This window comes from Arthrobacter sp. TE12232 (assembly GCF_054062615.1).
The window spans coordinates 4,262,625-4,279,079 of sequence record NZ_JBSSFK010000001.1; the positions used below are offsets into that span (position 1 = coordinate 4,262,625).

14 protein-coding genes, 3 tRNA genes and 1 pseudogene are annotated in these 16,455 nt (G+C 67.1%); 11 read left to right on the forward strand and 7 right to left on the reverse strand.

From position 1 onward, the window contains the following. The first annotated feature begins 26 nt into the window (after positions 1–26). On the forward strand, positions 27–1,043 hold the full coding sequence (locus tag ACVWZ7_RS19090) for a magnesium and cobalt transport protein CorA (protein WP_344366289.1): 1,017 nt from the start codon (positions 27–29) through the stop codon (positions 1,041–1,043). Between the two features lie 180 nt (positions 1,044–1,223). On the opposite strand, the gene ACVWZ7_RS19095 is transcribed toward ACVWZ7_RS19090, so the two are convergent. After that, a tRNA-Arg gene (locus tag ACVWZ7_RS19095) sits at positions 1,224–1,296 on the reverse strand. 253 nt (positions 1,297–1,549) lie between these two features. On the opposite strand from ACVWZ7_RS19095, the gene ACVWZ7_RS19100 reads away from it, so the two are divergent. Together ACVWZ7_RS19100 and ettA are read left to right on the forward strand one after the other, a co-directional pair. Beyond that, complete coding sequence (locus ACVWZ7_RS19100) at positions 1,550–2,113, forward strand: single-stranded DNA-binding protein (protein ID WP_456508759.1); 564 nt, start codon at positions 1,550–1,552, stop codon at positions 2,111–2,113. 176 nt (positions 2,114–2,289) lie between these two features. Continuing rightward, entirely contained in the window at positions 2,290–3,972 is a 1,683-nt protein-coding gene (gene ettA, locus ACVWZ7_RS19105; protein ID WP_091253738.1) for an energy-dependent translational throttle protein EttA, read from the forward strand. Between the two features lie 75 nt (positions 3,973–4,047). Here the strand turns inward: ettA and ACVWZ7_RS19110 are convergent, their stop codons facing one another. After that, positions 4,048–4,956, reverse strand: a complete 909-nt coding sequence (locus tag ACVWZ7_RS19110; protein WP_116768453.1) for an acyl-CoA thioesterase — start codon at positions 4,954–4,956, stop codon at positions 4,048–4,050. Between the two features lie 62 nt (positions 4,957–5,018). On the opposite strand from ACVWZ7_RS19110, the gene ACVWZ7_RS19115 reads away from it, so the two are divergent. Then, a complete protein-coding gene (locus ACVWZ7_RS19115; RefSeq protein ID WP_344366279.1) occupies positions 5,019–5,678 on the forward strand; it encodes a hypothetical protein in 660 nt (219 codons plus the stop codon). A gap of 78 nt (positions 5,679–5,756) precedes the next feature. Next, positions 5,757–6,464 carry a Pr6Pr family membrane protein gene (locus ACVWZ7_RS19120; RefSeq protein WP_456508760.1) on the forward strand — a complete coding sequence of 236 codons (708 nt, stop codon included), beginning with the start codon at positions 5,757–5,759 and terminating at the stop codon, positions 6,462–6,464. A 24-nt stretch (positions 6,465–6,488) separates the two neighbouring features. Here ACVWZ7_RS19120 and ACVWZ7_RS19125 read toward each other — a convergent pair whose 3' ends face one another. After that, positions 6,489–6,947, reverse strand: coding sequence for a globin (locus tag ACVWZ7_RS19125; protein ID WP_344366272.1), 459 nt, complete (start codon positions 6,945–6,947; stop codon positions 6,489–6,491). 4 nt (positions 6,948–6,951) lie between these two features. Then, complete coding sequence (locus ACVWZ7_RS19130; protein WP_344366269.1) at positions 6,952–7,611, reverse strand: mechanosensitive ion channel family protein; 660 nt, start codon at positions 7,609–7,611, stop codon at positions 6,952–6,954. 101 nt (positions 7,612–7,712) lie between these two features. On the opposite strand from ACVWZ7_RS19130, the pseudogene ACVWZ7_RS19135 reads away from it, so the two are divergent. Next, positions 7,713–8,514 (forward strand): annotated as a pseudogene (locus ACVWZ7_RS19135) (epimerase). Positions 8,515–8,533: 19 nt separating this feature from the next. On the opposite strand, the gene ACVWZ7_RS19140 reads toward ACVWZ7_RS19135, so the two are convergent. Together ACVWZ7_RS19140 and pepN are read right to left on the reverse strand one after the other, a co-directional pair. Further along, a complete protein-coding gene (locus ACVWZ7_RS19140) occupies positions 8,534–9,013 on the reverse strand; it encodes an OsmC family protein (protein ID WP_116768447.1) in 480 nt (159 codons plus the stop codon). Positions 9,014–9,092: 79 nt separating this feature from the next. Further along, complete coding sequence (gene pepN / locus ACVWZ7_RS19145) at positions 9,093–11,648, reverse strand: aminopeptidase N (protein ID WP_456509153.1); 2,556 nt, start codon at positions 11,646–11,648, stop codon at positions 9,093–9,095. Between the two features lie 238 nt (positions 11,649–11,886). Between pepN and ACVWZ7_RS19150 the strand changes: the two genes are divergently transcribed. The 3 genes from ACVWZ7_RS19150 (at position 11,887) to ACVWZ7_RS19160 (ending at position 14,502) form a co-directional block, all read left to right on the forward strand. After that, a complete protein-coding gene (locus ACVWZ7_RS19150) occupies positions 11,887–12,888 on the forward strand; it encodes a hypothetical protein (protein WP_456508761.1) in 1,002 nt (333 codons plus the stop codon). Positions 12,889–13,063: 175 nt separating this feature from the next. Beyond that, positions 13,064–13,555 (forward strand): ribose-5-phosphate isomerase, encoded by a 492-nt coding sequence (locus ACVWZ7_RS19155; protein ID WP_091253711.1) that lies wholly within the window; start codon positions 13,064–13,066, stop codon positions 13,553–13,555. Next, entirely contained in the window at positions 13,555–14,502 is a 948-nt protein-coding gene (locus tag ACVWZ7_RS19160; RefSeq protein WP_456508762.1) for an Fpg/Nei family DNA glycosylase, read from the forward strand. The genes ACVWZ7_RS19155 and ACVWZ7_RS19160 overlap by 1 nt, the downstream gene beginning before the upstream one ends. A gap of 74 nt (positions 14,503–14,576) precedes the next feature. On the opposite strand, the gene ACVWZ7_RS19165 is transcribed toward ACVWZ7_RS19160, so the two are convergent. Next, positions 14,577–14,650, reverse strand: a tRNA-Gly gene (locus tag ACVWZ7_RS19165). Between the two features lie 131 nt (positions 14,651–14,781). On the opposite strand from ACVWZ7_RS19165, the gene ACVWZ7_RS19170 reads away from it, so the two are divergent. Beyond that, a tRNA-Pro gene (locus tag ACVWZ7_RS19170) sits at positions 14,782–14,856 on the forward strand. A gap of 67 nt (positions 14,857–14,923) precedes the next feature. Further along, positions 14,924–16,318 (forward strand): trigger factor, encoded by a 1,395-nt coding sequence (gene tig, locus ACVWZ7_RS19175; RefSeq protein ID WP_456508763.1) that lies wholly within the window; start codon positions 14,924–14,926, stop codon positions 16,316–16,318. Positions 16,319–16,455: the final 137 nt, after the last annotated feature.

Here is a 16,455-nt window from a genome sequence, read left to right on the forward strand (position 1 = left end):
GGAAGCCTTGAAGAGGAGGCGCGGCCGTGACAATCATTGACAACGCTGTTTATGTGGACGGTCGCCGGACCGCCGACCCGGAAGATCTCGAGGAGACGTATTTCCTGCTGCGGCAGCGCCAGGGCATGGCGTGGATCGGGCTCTACCGGCCCGAACCTGACGAGCTGCGATCGGTGGCCGAGGAATTCGACCTGAGCCACTTGGCCGTGGAGGATGCGCTCGCCGGCCACCAGCGGGCGAAACTGGAGCACTACGGCGAAACCTTGTTCCTGGTTCTTCGGCCGGCCCGGTATCTGGATGATGTGGAGAAGGTCGAGTTCGGCGAGATCCATGTCTTCGCCGGCCCGGACTTCGTCGTCACCGTCCGCCGTGCCGAGTCGCCGGATCTGGCCCGGGTACGCCGGCGCATGGAGTCCGAGCCGGACTTCCTGGCGCTAGGACCGGATGCGGTGCTGTACGCGATCGTGGACCAGGTGGTGGACGAGTACGAGCCGGTCGCCGCCGGGCTGGAAAACGACATCGATGAAATCGAAGATGATCTGTTCGCGGCCGATCCCGGCGTGTCACGCAGGATCTATGAGCTCTCCCGTCAGGTCATCGGGTTCCAGCGCGCCACAGCCCCTCTTGCCGGAATCCTGCAGACACTCATGGCGGGCGGACCGGACGGGGTGCCGGATCCCGAACTGCAGGACCACTTCCGCGATGTCCTGGACCATGCCCTCAGGCTCGGGGAACGGGTGGCAGCGTTCCGTGCGCTGCTGCAGAATGCGCTGGCAGTCAACGCCGCGCTCGTGGCACAACGGCAAAACGATGAAATGCGCCTCCTGACGGAGTCGAGCTTCGCCCAGAACGAGCAGGTCAAGCGGATTTCGTCGTGGGCTGCGATTCTGTTCGCCCCGACGCTGATCGCGTCAATCTACGGCATGAACTTCCGGCTCATGCCCGAGCTCGACTGGTTCTTCGGTTATCCGATGGCACTCGGGCTCATGGTGGTCATGGGCTTGATCCTGTACCTGGCGTTCAAACACAACAAGTGGATCTGACGCCCCGGCGCAGCCGGATGGGGAACCGCAGCCGGGTGGGGAACCGCAGCCGGGTGGGGAACCGCAGCCGGATTCGGGGGAGTGCGGCCGTGATGCGCGGTGGCGGTTTTTGCGGTGGCGGCCAGGTCCCTGATGGGACTCTGGGCTGCGGAAGTCCGCAGCCCAGAGCCGCTCTTCTTGTGCCCCAGGAGGGAATCGAACCCCCGACCGGCGGATTAGAAGGCCGCTGCTCTATCCCCTGAGCTACTGGGGCACGTTGGCTGCCGCCGGCTGCTGCCGGGGACGCCTCAAAAAGTTTACAGTGCCGGACGGCCGCCGACGGTCAACGCCCGCCCCCGGCTTGTCGGTAGTCCGGGCCGCCCGCCAACTCCTCCCCAACACCTCCCCGGTGCGGGTGCCGGCGGCAGGTTTTCCACATGGCTCAGCCGGGCCCTCCCCGGCGACCGTCCAGCGCAGGATGCTGGAACTGCCCGCCAGGGCACGACAACTCGAGACAGGACATGAGAATGAGTGACAACATTACCGTCCGCGGCTTCGTGGCCACGGAGATCAGAAGCTCTACCACCCCCGGTGGCGTGGCCACGGCGTCCTTTCGGCTCGGCGCCACCGACCGCCGTTTCGACCGGGCGACCAGCACCTGGGTGGATGGCAACACCAACTGGTTCACCGTCCAGGGCTACCGGCAATTGGCTGGCAATCTGGGCTGCAGCGTCAAAAAGGGCCAGCGGGTCATTGTCGTTGGCAGGCTAAAGATGCGGAGTTGGGAAAAAGACGGCCGGATCTACCATGCAGCAGAAATCGACGCCGAGTCCGTTGGCCACGACCTCATGTGGGGATCCGCCAACTTCACGCGCACGGCCGGAGCCGGAACCCAGACGGCCGCCGGGCCGGGCGCACCCGGCGCGCCCGGTGCCGGGGACGGGGATGGCGGCTCAGCGCCGACGGAGTCCGGTGATTCCGACGGACACAGCGACGGCGCCCCCGACGACGCGACGTATATCGATGAGGCGACCGGTGAAGAAGAGGAAGTGGACCGGGAAACCGGCGAACTGAAAGGGGCGGCGGCCTGAATCCCGGCAAGACGCCGGCGGCGAGCCAGGAAGCGACGATATCCGCGTCCCTGATTGGCGCGGGGATTCCGGGCAGCTCCGTCCAATGCCCGCCGGCGTCCTCTAGCATCGTCAAAGGGCCGATTGGGGGCGTCCGGAATGTGAGTTATCCCGGCCGAGCCACTAGATTTGTAGGCATGGCGGAATTTATCTACACAATGACCAAGGCCCGTAAGGCTGTCGGCGAAAAACTCATCCTCGATGACGTAAGCATGTCCTTCTTCCCGGGGGCCAAGATTGGCGTTGTCGGCCCGAATGGTGCCGGTAAGTCCACCATTCTCAAGATCATGGCAGGCCTGGACACTCCCTCCAACGGCGAGGCCCGGCTCAGCCCCGGCTACACGGTCGGCATCCTGCTGCAGGAGCCGCCGCTGAACGAAGACAAGACCGTCCTGGGCAACGTCCAGGAAGGTGTCGGTGAAATCTACGGCAAGATCCAGCGCTTCAACGAGATCTCCGAGGAAATGGCCAGCCCCGATGCTGACTACGACGCCCTCCTCGAGGAAATGGGTCAGCTGCAGGAAGCGATCGACGCCGCCGACGCCTGGGATATCGATTCGCAGCTGGAACAGGCCATGGACGCCCTGCGCTGCCCGCCGGCCGACGCCGATGTCACCCTGCTCTCCGGTGGTGAGCGCCGCCGCGTCGCCCTCTGCAAGCTCCTGCTGCAGAAGCCGGACCTGCTGCTGCTCGACGAGCCCACCAACCACCTCGATGCCGAAAGCGTGCTGTGGCTGGAGCAGCACCTCTCCAGCTACCCCGGCGCCGTCCTCGCTGTCACCCACGACCGCTACTTCCTTGACCACGTGGCCGAATGGATCGCCGAAGTGGACCGCGGCCACCTCTACCCGTACGAGGGCAACTACTCCACGTACCTGGAGAAGAAGCGTGCCCGCCTGGAAGTCCAAGGCAAGAAGGACGCCAAGCAGGCCAAGCGCCTCACCGAGGAACTCGAATGGGTCCGGTCCAACGCCAAGGGGCGCCAGACCAAGTCCAAGGCCCGTCTGGCCCGCTACGAGGAAATGGCTGCCGAGGCAGACCGCACCCGCAAGCTCGACTTCGAAGAGATCCAGATCCCGCCGGGACCGCGCCTCGGCGGACTTGTGCTGGAAGCCAAGGACCTCCAGAAGGGCTTCGATGACCGCACGCTGATCGACGGACTGTCCTTCAGCCTGCCCCGCAACGGCATCGTCGGCGTCATTGGCCCCAACGGCGTCGGCAAGTCCACCCTGTTCAAGACCATCGTGGGCCTGGAGCCGCTCGACGGCGGCGAACTGAAGATCGGCGACTCCGTCAAGATCTCCTACGCCGACCAGAGCCGCGGCGGCATCGACCCCAACAAGACCCTGTGGGAGGTCGTGTCCGACGGCCTTGACTACATCCAGGTCGGCCATGTCGAAATGCCGTCCCGTGCCTATGTTGCCGCCTTCGGCTTCAAGGGCCCCGACCAGCAGAAGAAGGCCGGGGTGCTCTCCGGCGGTGAGCGCAACCGCCTCAACCTGGCGCTGACCCTCAAGCAGGGCGGCAACTTGCTGCTCCTCGACGAACCGACTAACGACCTCGATGTCGAAACCCTCAGCAGCCTCGAAAACGCCCTGCTCGAATTCCCGGGCTGCGCCGTCGTCGTCTCGCACGACCGCTGGTTCCTGGACCGGGTGGCCACCCACATCCTCGCCTACGAAGGCGACGAGGAGAACCCGTCCAAGTGGTACTGGTTCGAGGGCAACTTCGAATCCTACGAGGAGAACAAGGTGGAGCGCCTGGGCCCGGACGCGGCCAAGCCGCACCGTGTGACGCACCGCCGCCTCACCCGCGACTAAGCACCGCAACGCAGAAGGCGGGCTCCCCCCGGGGGAGCCCGCCTTCTGCGTTAAGCCGCGTCGTGTTGTGTGATCTTAGGGTCTCGGGACGCGGATCATGCCTTCCTGCGCCACCGTTGCCACGTGCCGGCCGTCGCGGCTGAAGATCTTGCCCGTGGCCAGGCCCCGCGCACCCTGGGCGCTGGGGGACTCCTGGACGTACAAGAGCCATTCGTCCACCCGGACCGGGCGGTGCCACCACATGGCGTGGTCCAGGCTCGCCACGGACATCCCGGGCGTAATCCAGCTCATCCCGTGCCTGCGGAGAACCGACTCCAGCAGGGTGTAGTCGCTCGCATAGGCCAGGGCGGCCCGGTGCAGGCCGGCGTCGTCGGGCATCGGGCCGAAGGTCTTCATCCAGACGGCGTTGCGCGCTTCCTTGGGCCCGTGGGCCGAAACGTACAGGGCAGGGTCGACGTGTCGGATATCGAAGGGCCGCTCATAGGCCCAGTGCCGGGCCACGGGGTGGTCGAACTTCCCCAGCAGGTCGGCGGTGCTGGGCAGCGATTCGGGGTCCGGGATGCCGGCCGGCATCTCCGACTGGTGCTCAATGCCTTCGTCCTCGGCCTGGAAGGAGGCGATCATCGACAGGATGGGCATGCCCTCCTGATAGGCGTGGACCCGGCGGGCCGAGAAGGACCGGCCGTCGCGCAGGCGCTGCACCCCAAAGGTGATCGGCTGGTTGGCGTCGCCCGGTCGGAGGAAGTAGCCGTGCATGGAGTGCACGCTGCGGTCCGGATCGACAGTGCGGCTCCCGGCAATGAGGGACTGCGCCAGCACCTGGCCACCGAAGACGCGCTGCCGCGGCTGCCGCTGGGAGGGACCCATGAAGATGTCCTCGTCGGTCCGTGCGCCCTCAAGCTCGCCGAGGTTGAGGAGTTCGATGAGCGAGGAGGTGGGGTCCTGCGTGGGAAGTCCCCGCAGTCCGGCTTCGGCTTCAGTCATGCTCTGACTCTAGACGGACGCCCGGGCCGCTCCAAAGAAGCGCAGCCGGTAGAGTCGGTAGTGTGTCTGATGTCCTAACCCAGCCCCTGCAGTTCACCGATCCCCGTGACCTCGCCGACCTTCGCACCTTCGCGACGCGCGCCAGGTCCATCGACGACGGCGCCATCCGGCTCCAAGCCGCGGGCCCGGTCCTGGCCGCCTACGTCTGCGTCCTGCGGCCCCGGCTCCTCGGCGAATCCACGCCCACCATCCTGGGCTTGCGGACGATGGCGCTGGCACAGCCGGCGGACACTGACGTGACCGTGCCGCTGTCCGCCGTACTGGACCGTTTGGCACGGGCGGGGGAGACCGACGTCGAACTTCCCGTGCCGCCGATGACCGTCAGCGAGTCGTGGGCCGGGATCGGGGCGCCGCGTGCCGGCTGGGAACCGCTCGGTACCCTCCGGGACACCGCCCTGCGGGACGCCGCCGAGGCCGGCATCCGGGAGATCGCCGCGATCATCCCGGACAAGCCGGGTGCGCTGATCGTCAACAACGCCCGGGCAACGGTCTGGGGCCGTGAACTGCCCGACGCCGGCGGCCTCCCGGCCGGTGCCGCGTTCGCCGCGCTCACCTTGGGCTTCCTCGCCGACGGCGACCAGCGGCTCTTCCGGGCCGGGCGCTGGTTCCGGCTCAGCGGCACCCGCGGCCACGTGCTGGTCCGGACGGGTTCCGGACTTTAGGACTCTGGTAGCCGGAGGCGGAATCCCGGATCGCCGTCGTTGCCGTCCCCGCGTTGACCGGCATGCCATACTGGGCGCATGAGCGGTGTGTCGGTGCTGGATCCCCCAATCGGGCGACACTTTGGCTTCAACGATGCGCTGCATCCGGACCGGACGTGGATCCGCCTGCCCCGAGCCGCGGTGGGCATCTTCGTACTCTTTGCCGTCGTCCGGAGGACGTACGACGCGACGCTGCCCGGCAACGACGTCGACGTCTTCCAGCTCTATTCGGAATTCACCGTCCAGTCGAACCTCGCCCTCGGGCTAGTGCTCATCGCGTCCGCCGCCTGGCAGCGGACGCGGCTTCCGGAGTGGTGGGACCACGTTTTCGGCGCACTTGTTTTCTATCTGGTGATGACGGGCATCATCTACGCGGTGCTCGTCGCCCCGCCGGGTGAACCGTGGTGGAGTTGGGACATGTACTGGCCCCAGCTGGCACACCATCGCCTGGCTCCGTTGTTCGTCGTCCTCGACTGGATCCTCGTCACGAAGACACTGCGCGGCAGATGGTGGCGGCCGCTGGTGTGGCTCAGCTACCCGACCGCCTTCCTGGCCTTCTCGTGGGTGCGCGGCGGGATCGACGGCTGGTACGTCTACGACTTCCTCGACCCGACGCTCGACGGCGGGTGGCCGGCCGCGCTGACGACGACGGCGCAGGTGCTCGCCGCGTTCCTGCTCATCGCGTTCCTCGTGCACGGCGCCGGCAACGGGCGCGCCGCGCTGGCCGCGGGCACCGGGCGGCGCTGATCCTGCTTCCGGACGCGACGGGGATTAGGCCTCCGACGGGCTGTTGACCATGGAGAGGGCTGCCCGCTCCATGTAGTCCCACAGCGTTCCCTCGTACAGCGGCGGAAGCGCCAGGGCATCCACCGCGGTGCGCATGTGGTGCAGCCAGCGTTCCTTGGCCTCCGGCGTCACGCGGAAGGGCATGTGGCGCATCCGCAGACGGGGGTGCCCGCGCTCCTCGCCGTAGGTCGTCGGGCCGCCCCAATACTGTTCCAGGAACATCAGGAAGCGCCGTTTGGCGGGGCCGAGGTCTTCTTCCGGGTACATGGGGCGCAGCAGCGGATCGCTCGCGACGCCGTCGTAGAACACGTCGATGAGTTTGACGAAGGTTTCGTGGCCGCCCACGGCGTCGTAGAAGTTGTCGGTGTAGCCGGGCTGGCTGAACGGATCGTTCTGCAGCAACTGGCGGGGCTGCCGGGGTTCACCGGCGCTGGGAATCGTCATTTCTCTATTCTCCGGCCTGCTGCTGCGGCGTGGCATCGGCCTCGTCGGCCGGCGGGGCGGTCGGTGCGATGTAATTGCCCTGCGAACGGTTGCCCACGCGCAGGATTTCGCCGTTGCGCAGGTACCAGATGGCGCCGTCGTCAGCCCGGACCCGGGTGATCCGCAGGTTCATGGACTCCACGACGCCCACCACCTCGGAGGTCTCGATGATGTCGCCGATTCCGTACTGGTCCTCGAGCGTGATGAAGATGCCGGCCAGGAAGTCGCGGATCAGCTGCTGGGCGCCGAAGCCGATGGCGATACCGAGGATCCCGACGCTGGTCAGCAGCGGTGCAATGTTTACGTTCAGGTTGTTGAGCACATACATGATGGTGAATGCAGCGACCAGGACGCCCACCACGCTCCTGAGCAGCGCACCGATCGTGTTGGCGCGCTGGACCCGGCGTTCGTGGTCCAGTGCCCGCAGGGCCGGAGTCACCCAGCGGAAGTGCCGCTTCTTGAAGAAGGTGCTGCCCTCGGCGACACGCTTGGTGATTCCGGAGATCAGAAAGGATGCCACCAGCCACACCGCAACGCCGACGCCGATGCTGATGAGGACGCCCGGCAGGTTGATCGCCGAAATTTCCTGCGGGGTGATGGGCTCGACGGCTGTCATGCTGTACATCGGTAGGGTTTGCTCCTTGCAGTTGTTGGCTATGGGGCCGGCGTTCGCCGGCCGCATAACACTCTGTTCCCCTTCAACATTAGCGCCGTACCGTGGCACCCATGCGCATCCTCATCCTTGGCGGCACAGCCTTTCTCTCCGCCGAAATAGCCCGGCAAGCCGTCAATTCCGGGCATGACCGTCGTCTCCAGCTGCTCGGTCTACGCGGACCATTCGGTTGCCGGCACGGCCGAAGATGCGCAGGTGCTCCCGCCACTGGCCCCGGGCACGGCACTGACGATGGAAAACTACGGCGAAGCGAAAACCGCGATTGAACAGTGGGCGCGTGCGCTGGCAGCGGACAAGTCGCACCTGTGCCGCGCCGGGCTGATCGGCGGACCCGGGGACGGCTCGGACCGGTACGGGTATTGGCCCGCCCGCTTCGCCCGGGACGACGATCCGGTCCTGGTCCCTGACATCCCCGCCGACTCCACCCAGATCATCGATGTGCGGGACCTCGCGGCCTGGATCGTGGCCGCGGCGGAGTCAAACGTCACCGGGGCCCTGAACGCCGTCGGCGAGCCGGTGCTGTTTGCCGCCTATCTGGAAGCATGCCGGCAGCTGACCGGCGGGAAGGCCCGGACGGTGGCGGCCCCGGGGGAATGGCTGGCCGGGCACGGCGTGAACTACTGGGCCGGGCCCGACTCGCTGCCGTTGTGGCTGCCGCCAGGTCATGACGGCTTCTCGGCCCGCAGCAACAGCGCCGCCCGGGGTGCCGGGCTGCGGCTCCGGCCCTGGACACAGACCCTGCGCGACACCCTCGAGGACGAACGCCGGCGCGGCCTTACCCGTGAACGCAAGGCCGGCCTGCGCCCGGACACGGAGCGGACACTCCTGGCCGCGTACCGGGCGCAGCCCGCCTGAGCTGCCGCCGCTTGGGCGATCAGGCCGGTTCCGCCACGGGCACGGGCTCGTGCAGCACGGGAAAGTTGACGCTGCGGGCAATGAAGCAAACCTTGTTGGCCTCGGCATGGAGCTCCTCGAGAAGCTCCGGGGCCGCAGGTTCCGCCACCGTCACGCGGGGCTTGAGCGTGACGGACTCGAATTGGCCGCTGCCGTCCCGGTTGGTCCGCATCAGCCCCTCGGCCCGGTCCTCATAGCCGGTCACCACCACGCCATGCTTCACGGCCACGTGCAGGAAAGAGAGCATGTGGCATTGCGAGAGCGCCGCCAGGAGGAGCTGCTCGGGGTTGTAGCGCTGGCGGTCACCATGGAATGTCGGATCGGCCGAGCCGCGCAGCACCGGCAGCCCGGGGATCTCGACGTCGTGGTCCCGTGAATAGCCGCGGTAGGAGGACGTCCCGGACCCGAGGTTCCCGGTCCAGCGGACAGTCAGCGCGTAGCGGTGTTCGTCAAGGCTCATGACGCCAGTTTAGTGGCGCTTAAACGCCGGAGTCCCGGTACCGCCGGAGGGCGGCGCCGGGACTCCGGGAAAACGCGTCCTAGCCGACGTCGGCCTGGCGGGCGCGCAGGGACCGGACCACGCCGTCGCGGTTTTCCAGCATCATCCGGCGCAGCGCGGAGCTGTCTTCCGGCAGCGAGGCCAGGAACTTATCGGTCCGGTCCACAGTGGCCTGCGTGGTGAGCAGGGCCGGGTAGAGCCCGACGACGATCTGCTGGGCCAGCGCGTGGGTGCGGTTGGCCACGATCTCCGGGACGGCCTCGAAGTACTTCTCGGCGTAGGGCTCCAAGAGGGAGGTGTCCAGGACCCGGGTGAAACCGGTCACGGCCGAGCCCTGCAGGGCGTTGGACAGATCGCCCTTGACCACAATCGATTCCCAGGCTTCGGCCTTGGCCTCAGGGGTGGGAATGGCCGCCTTCGCCAGAGCTGCCGCGTTCTGGCCGTTGGAGGTGTTGTCGTGCGCGAGTTCCTCGTCGATCCGCTCCTGTCCGGCGCGGCCACCTGCCACGAGGCACGCCAGCAACTCCCACCGCAGGTCCTGGTCAACGGTCAGCCCGTCGAGCGTGCGGGAGCCGTCCAGCAACCCGGACACCGTATCCAGCTGCCCGGCGCTGCGGGCCAGCAGGGCGTAGGACTTCACGAACTGCAGCTGGGCGTCGGAGCCGGCCGGCACGGTCGAGGCCAGGTCCCACAGGGTGTCGGCCGCGGCCACGGCGGTGGCTTCCTTGTGCTCCTCGGCCACGTAGAAGGCCAGCGTGGTGGCAAGCTGGCGGAGCTGGACCAGGATCACGGAGGAATCGGACTCCTCGGCAATGTTGGCCAGGATCAGGTCCACGTAGCCGCGGGCCGGGGTTTCGCCGTCGCGCGCCGCGTCCCAGGCCGAGCCCCACACCAGGGTGCGGGGGAGGCTCTGGCTGAAGTCCTTGAGGTGAGCCGTGGCCGTGGTGAGGGACGTCGGATCGAGCCGGACCTTGGCGTAGGCGAGGTCGTCGTCGTTGAGCAGGATCAGGTCCGGCCGGGCAAGCCCGGCCAGGGCGGGAACCTCGGTGCGCTCGCCGTCGACGTCGAGCTCCTCACGGTGGACGCGCTCCAGCTTGCCGGCGCTGTTGAGGTCATAGAAGCCGACGGCGAGGCGGTGCGGCCGCAACGTCGGCTCGCTCTCGACCGCCGACTGCACGATCGCGAAGGAACTGATGGTGCCGTCCGCCCCTGCCGTGATTTCCGGTGTCAGGGTGTTGACGCCGGCGGTCTCCAGCCAGAGCTGGCCCCACCTTTCCAGGTCGCGGCCGCTTGCCTTCTCGAGTTCGGCCATGAGGTCGCTGAGCTCGGTGTTTTGCCAGGCGTGCTTGCTGAAGTACTCGCGGACGCCGGACATGAATTCCTCCGGGCCCACCCAGGCGACGAGCTGGCGCAGCACCGAGGCGCCCTTGGCGTAGGTGATGCCGTCGAAGTTCACCTCGACGTCCTGGAGGTCGTTGATCTCGGCGAAGATCGGGTGCGTGGTGGGAAGCTGGTCCTGGCGGTAGGCCCAGGATTTCTCCATGGAGGCGAACGTGGTCCAGGCGTGGGCAAACTCGGTGTTCTCCACGGCGGCCAGGTGGGACATGTACTCGGCGAAGGACTCGTTGAGCCAGAGATCGTTCCACCAGCGCATCGTGACGAGGTCGCCGAACCACATGTGTGCGAGCTCGTGCAGCACGGTGATGGCGCGGCGCTCCACCTGGGCGTCGGCGACCTTGCCGCGGAAGACGTAGCCTTCCAGGATGGTGACGGCGCCGGCATTTTCCATGGCGCCGGCGTTGAACTCCGGTACGAAGAGCTGGTCGTACTTCTCGAACGGGTACGGGCAGCCGAACTGCGCCTCGAAGAACTCAAAGCCCTGCCGGGTGAGTTCGAAGATGTTGTCCGCATCCAGGTACTGCATGAGTGACTTGCGGGCGAAGATACCCAGGGGGGTGACGCGGCCCTCCGCCGAGGTGACCTCGCTGCGGACCGACTGGTACGGCCCGGCGATCAGTGCCGTGACGTATGAGGAGAGCCGGGGCGTGGGCGTGAATTCCCAGACGGAGCGGGCGCTACCGTCCTCGCCGGGGATGGTCTCCACCGGCACCGGGGTGGGGGAGTTGGAAACCACGTCCCAGTGTGAAGGGGCGGTGACGGTGAACGTGAAGCTGGCCTTGAGGTCGGGCTGTTCGAACACGGCGAACATGCGCCGCGAATCCGGGACCTCGAACTGCGTGTACAGGTAGACCTCGTTATCCACCGGATCCACAAAGCGGTGCAGGCCTTCGCCGGTGTTCATGTAGGGCGCCTCCGCGACCACGAGGAGGTGGTTCTCGGCCTCCAGGTCCGGCAGCTGGATCCGTACGCCGTCTGAGACCTCTGCCGGATCCAGTTCGCGGCCGTTGAGGCTCACGCTGTGCACCGCGTGGGTCACGGCGTCGATGAAGGTCGAAGACCCCGGCTTGGCGGTGAACTTCACGGCCGTGGTGGTCCCGAAGACTTTCTCGCCACGCGTCAGGTCGAGGCTGACCTCGTAGGACTCGACGTCGATCAGGGCGGCGCGCTCGCGGGCTTCGGCGCGGGTCAGGTTCATACCGGGCAAGGGGGCCTCCAAAAGAGTCGGATACTGCCGGCCGGCCGCAGCCGCCGGCGATACTGTGAAATTATTCTTTCACGTCAGCGGCCGATGGCAAGGCATCCTTGTCCCAATGTCTGCCGCCGCGACGGTCCTGATGGCCGGTTTCCGCCGCGAGTTCCGTCGTAAATTTCCGTTTCGGGCGTTCGCGCCGCGCCCGGATCGCTCCACGTGCAGGCGGGGGTAGCGTTGGAGTATGGGAAAGTTTCGGGACTCAGTCGATGTCAGGGCGTTGCGCTTTGCCATCGGTTTCCCCCTCATGCTGGCGGCCGGATTCGTGGTGTGTGCGCTGCTGGTCCGGCCGGACCTGCCCGAGCCGCTGGCCGTCCGCTGGACCGACGCCGGTGCCGTCGACTTCGCGCCGTTCACCGCCGTCGCTGGCGCCGGTGCGGCGCTGATCGTGGTGGTCGGCTGGGCCGTGCTGCTTCAGGCCGTGCCGCTGTCCCGCCCCGCGATGATGCGCCGCATCATGATGGGCGCCGGGCTATCCATGAGCCTCTTCATCACCACGGTCCTCGCCGCTGTGCTCGTGGGCCAAATGGGGCTGCCCGACGCGCGCGAGTCCCACGTTGATGCCACGGTCCTGGCCCTCGGAAGCGGCGCGGCCCTGGGCCTGGGGGTTGTCATGGGCTTTGTCTTCAAGGCCGACGAACGCTGGTCCGTCGACGACGACCTCGCCATACGGCAGGCCCTCGAGCGGGAACAGGATCCGGAACTGGCCAGGGACCGCATCAGCCTCTGGGTGCACGCCCGCAGCTCGATCTTCGTCATGCTCGGCATCGCGACACTCCTGCCCGCGGCCCTCCTCACCCTTGCCGTGCCCTGGCTGGCTGCGCTCCTGGTGGCCGCGGCCCTGGTAACGGCGGCGTTCCTGTTTGCCCGGATCCGGGTTGACCGCAGCGGGCTGCGGGTCTTCGCGGCAGGGTTCGTCCGGGTCATGGACGTTCCGGCCGCGGCCATCGACGCTGCCACACCTCGGGATGTCCGGGCTGCCGACTACGGAGGGTGGGGGTACCGGATCCACGGCAACACCACGGCGCTGCTGGTCAGCAGCGGGCCCGCGGTAGTCGTCGACCGTCTGGACGGCCGGCGGCTGGCCGTGAGCGGCGGAAGTGCCGCCTCGGCGGACAACATTGCCCGTACGCTTTCCCGGGTGGCGGACAGGGCCCGGCGGAACGGTGATGCACCCGCCGTGTGACACGAAGATGTGGCGCAGTGCTGTAACAAGTGCTGTAACAAGTGCTGTAACACGACAGTGCAGGGCGGCGCCCGGCGCGGTCCGGCGCCGCCCCGAAAGGCCCGGCCTAGTAGGCTTGGAACAGCCCCCAACCGCCCCCGGCCGCCGCCCGGCGCCGCAACTGAACGGAATCGCCGTGACTCTTTCTGACTTCCCGCGCGTGCACATCGCCACCGACCACGCCGGCATGGAGCTCAGCGCCCACCTCGTCAGCCACCTCAGCGCCAAGGGCTACGAGGTGGTGGATCACGGACCCAAGGTCTACGACGCCCTGGATGACTACCCGTCGTTCTGCATCAACGCCGCCCTCGCCGTCGTCGCCGACCAGGAAGCCGGCACCCACGCCCTCGGCATCGTCCTGGGCGGTTCCGGCAACGGCGAGCAGATTGCCGCAAACAAGGTCAAAGGCGTGCGCGCCGCCCTGGCGTGGAACCTGTCCACGGCGCAGCTCGCCCGCGAACACAACGATGCGAACGTGGTTGCCGTCGGCGGGCGCCAGCACAGCGTGGACGAGGCAACAGCAATCATCGAGGCCTTCCTGGCCGAGCCGTTCAGCAACGACGAGCGCCACGTCCGCCGGATCGGCAAGATCGCCATCTACGAGCGCACCGGCGAGGTTGTTCAGTAGTGCCGGAAGGGCACTCCGTCCACCGGCTGGCACGCCAGTTCGGTGACGTTTTCGCGGGGGAGAGGCTGAGCGTCTCGAGCCCGCAAGGACGGTTCGCGCCCGGCGCCGCGTTGTTGGACGGGCACGTCATGATGACCGCGACCGCCCACGGGAAGCACCTGTTCCTCGAGTTCGACCACGGCCTGGTCTTGCACGTCCACCTGGGCCTCTATGGCGCGTGGGATTTCGGCGGGGACGACACCTTCCGCGGCGCGTCCAGCATCGGCGCGCCCCGGAAGGTGGGGGAGCGGGAGGTGTACGACGACGGCGACGCACCGGCAGTCGCTCTTCCTGCGGACGCCGCGCCTGCTGCTGTCCCTGCACTCGCGTCTGCATACGCAGGGCCGCCGGCGCCGGTGGGCGCCGTCCGCGTCCGGCTGGTGAGCGGGCACGGCTGGGCGGACCTGCGCGGTGCTACCACCTGTGAGGCGATCACCGGGGATGAGGCCGGAGGCGTCCTAGCCCGCCTCGGCCCGGACCCGCTGCGCAACCTGCCGGGGGACCGCGACGCCTTCACCGCCACCCTGGCGGGCAGACGCACGCCCCTGGCAACCTTGCTCATGGACCAAAAGGTGATTGCCGGCGTCGGGAACGTCTACCGCGCCGAACTGCTGTTCAGGCAGCGCCTCAATCCCTGGCTTCCCGGGGCCGGGCTGTCACCTGACGCGGCCCGCCGCCTCTGGGACGACACCGTGGCGATGATGTCCGACGGCGTCCGGGACGGCCGGATTATTACGACGCCGCCCCGGTACTGGGACGGGCAGCCGGACGTCCTTCCGGACCCTGATGAGGCGCACTTCGTCTACCGCAGGCACGGACTGGACTGCCGCGACTGCGGCACCCCTGTGGTGCTGACGGAACTGGGAGCCCGGAAACTGTACTGGTGCCCGCAGTGCCAGCAGGCCTGAGCGGATTCCGCCGGGCCGCGCATGAAAAAAGCCCCTCCGGAGAGGGGCTTTCTCTGTGTGCCTGACGGCTGTGGTGGAGGGGACGACGGGAATCGAACCCGCGTAATCAGTTTGGAAGACTGAGGCTTTACCATTAAGCTACGTCCCCGGGGTGATGCTGGAAATCCAGCAAAACTTCCGGTCGGCTGTTCAAGCCGGATACAACTAAACCTAATGCAGGGCCCCGGTGTCAAATGTGCAATTCGGCACAGTATGACCGTAGACTGTTCTGTGCACTTACGGGGTGTAGCTCAGCTTGGCTAGAGCGCCTGCTTTGGGAGCAGGAAGTCGCAGGTTCAAATCCTGTCACCCCGACTCTGCAAGCACTGCCAGTCCGTGGCAATGCAGAACCCCATTCCCCCACACCAGGAGTACTTAGACTGTGAAGAGCGCTGTCGAGAACCTCACCCCCACGCGGGTCAAGCTCAATGTTGAGGTCCCCTTTGAGGAATTGAAGCCCAGCATCGCAGAGGCATACAAGACTGTTGCTTCGCAGATCCAGGTCCCCGGTTTCCGCAAGGGCAAGGTCCCCTCCAAGCTCATTGACCAGCGCGTTGGCCGCGGCTACGTCCTGGAGACGGCCATCAACGAAGGCCTCAACGGCTGGTACCAGGCTGCCGTGCAGGAAACGGGCATCCGCCCCCTGAGCCGTCCCGAGGTCGAAATCACCGAGGTTCCGGACCCGTCCGCCACCGATGGTGAGCTCAAGTTCCACGCAGAGGTTGACATCCGCCCCGAGATCGAACTGCCCGACTACGCCGGCATCAAGGTTGAGGTCGCCGCCGCCGAGTCGTCCGACGCCGACGTCGACAAGGCCCTGGACGAGCTCCGCGGCCGCTTCGGCACCCTGAAGACCGTCGACCGCCCGGCCGCGGACAAGGATTTCCTGACGATCGACATCGCCGCCTCGATTGACGGCGCCGAGGTTGACTCCGCAGCAGGCCTGTCCTACCAGGTTGGCGCCGGCACCATGCTTGAAGGCCTCGACGAGGCCGTCACGGGCCTCAGCGCCGACGAGGACGCCATCTTCGACACCACCCTGGTGGGTGGCGAGCACGCTGGCGAGTCCGCCCAGGTCAAGGTCACGGTCAAGGCCGTCAAGGAGCGCGAGCTCCCCGTCGCCGACGACGACTTCGCCCAGCTGGCCAGCGAATTCGACACCCTGGCGGAGCTCCGCGAGGACCTCGCCAAGCAGGCTGCCGAGTCCAAGGTTGTGGAGCAGGGCGTCGAGGCCCGCGACAAGGTCCTGGACAAGCTCGTTGAGCTCGTTGCGGTTCCCGTCCCGGAATCGATCGTCGAAGAGCAGCTCGAGCAGCACTTCAACGCCGAAAACGCCCACGGTGAAGGCGAGCACGACACCGAGGAGCACCGCGCCGAGGTCAAGGCCAACACCGAGCGCGCTTTCCAGAACGAGATCATCCTTGACGCCATCGCCGAAAAGGAAGAAGTCAACGTCAGCCAGAACGAGCTGATCGACTACATCGTCACCACCGCCAGCCAGTACGGCATGGACCCGAACCAGTTCGCCCAGATCATCGATCAGAGCGGCCAGGTCCCCATGATGGTGTCCGAGGTCCGCCGCCGCAAGGCTCTGGCCGTCGTCCTGGGCCAGGCCGAGGTCACCGACTCCGAAGGCAACAAGGTTGACCTGAGCGACTTCGTCCGCCCCGGCGACGAAGCTGCCCCGGCCGCTGAGTCCGTTGAGGAAGAAGCTTCCGAGGAAGCAGCTGCCACCGACGCCACGCCGAGCGACGACCCCGCAGCAGTGAAGTTCTAGCATTGCCGCTGACGGCCCCCGGATCATCGATCCGGGGGCCGTCTGTTTTAAGTCCCCGGGACCCGGCTGGCAGGCTCCCGGCAATCGTGCGCCGTCAGCGAACAGCCCTGCGCCTGCGCACAAACGGGCAGTGAAAA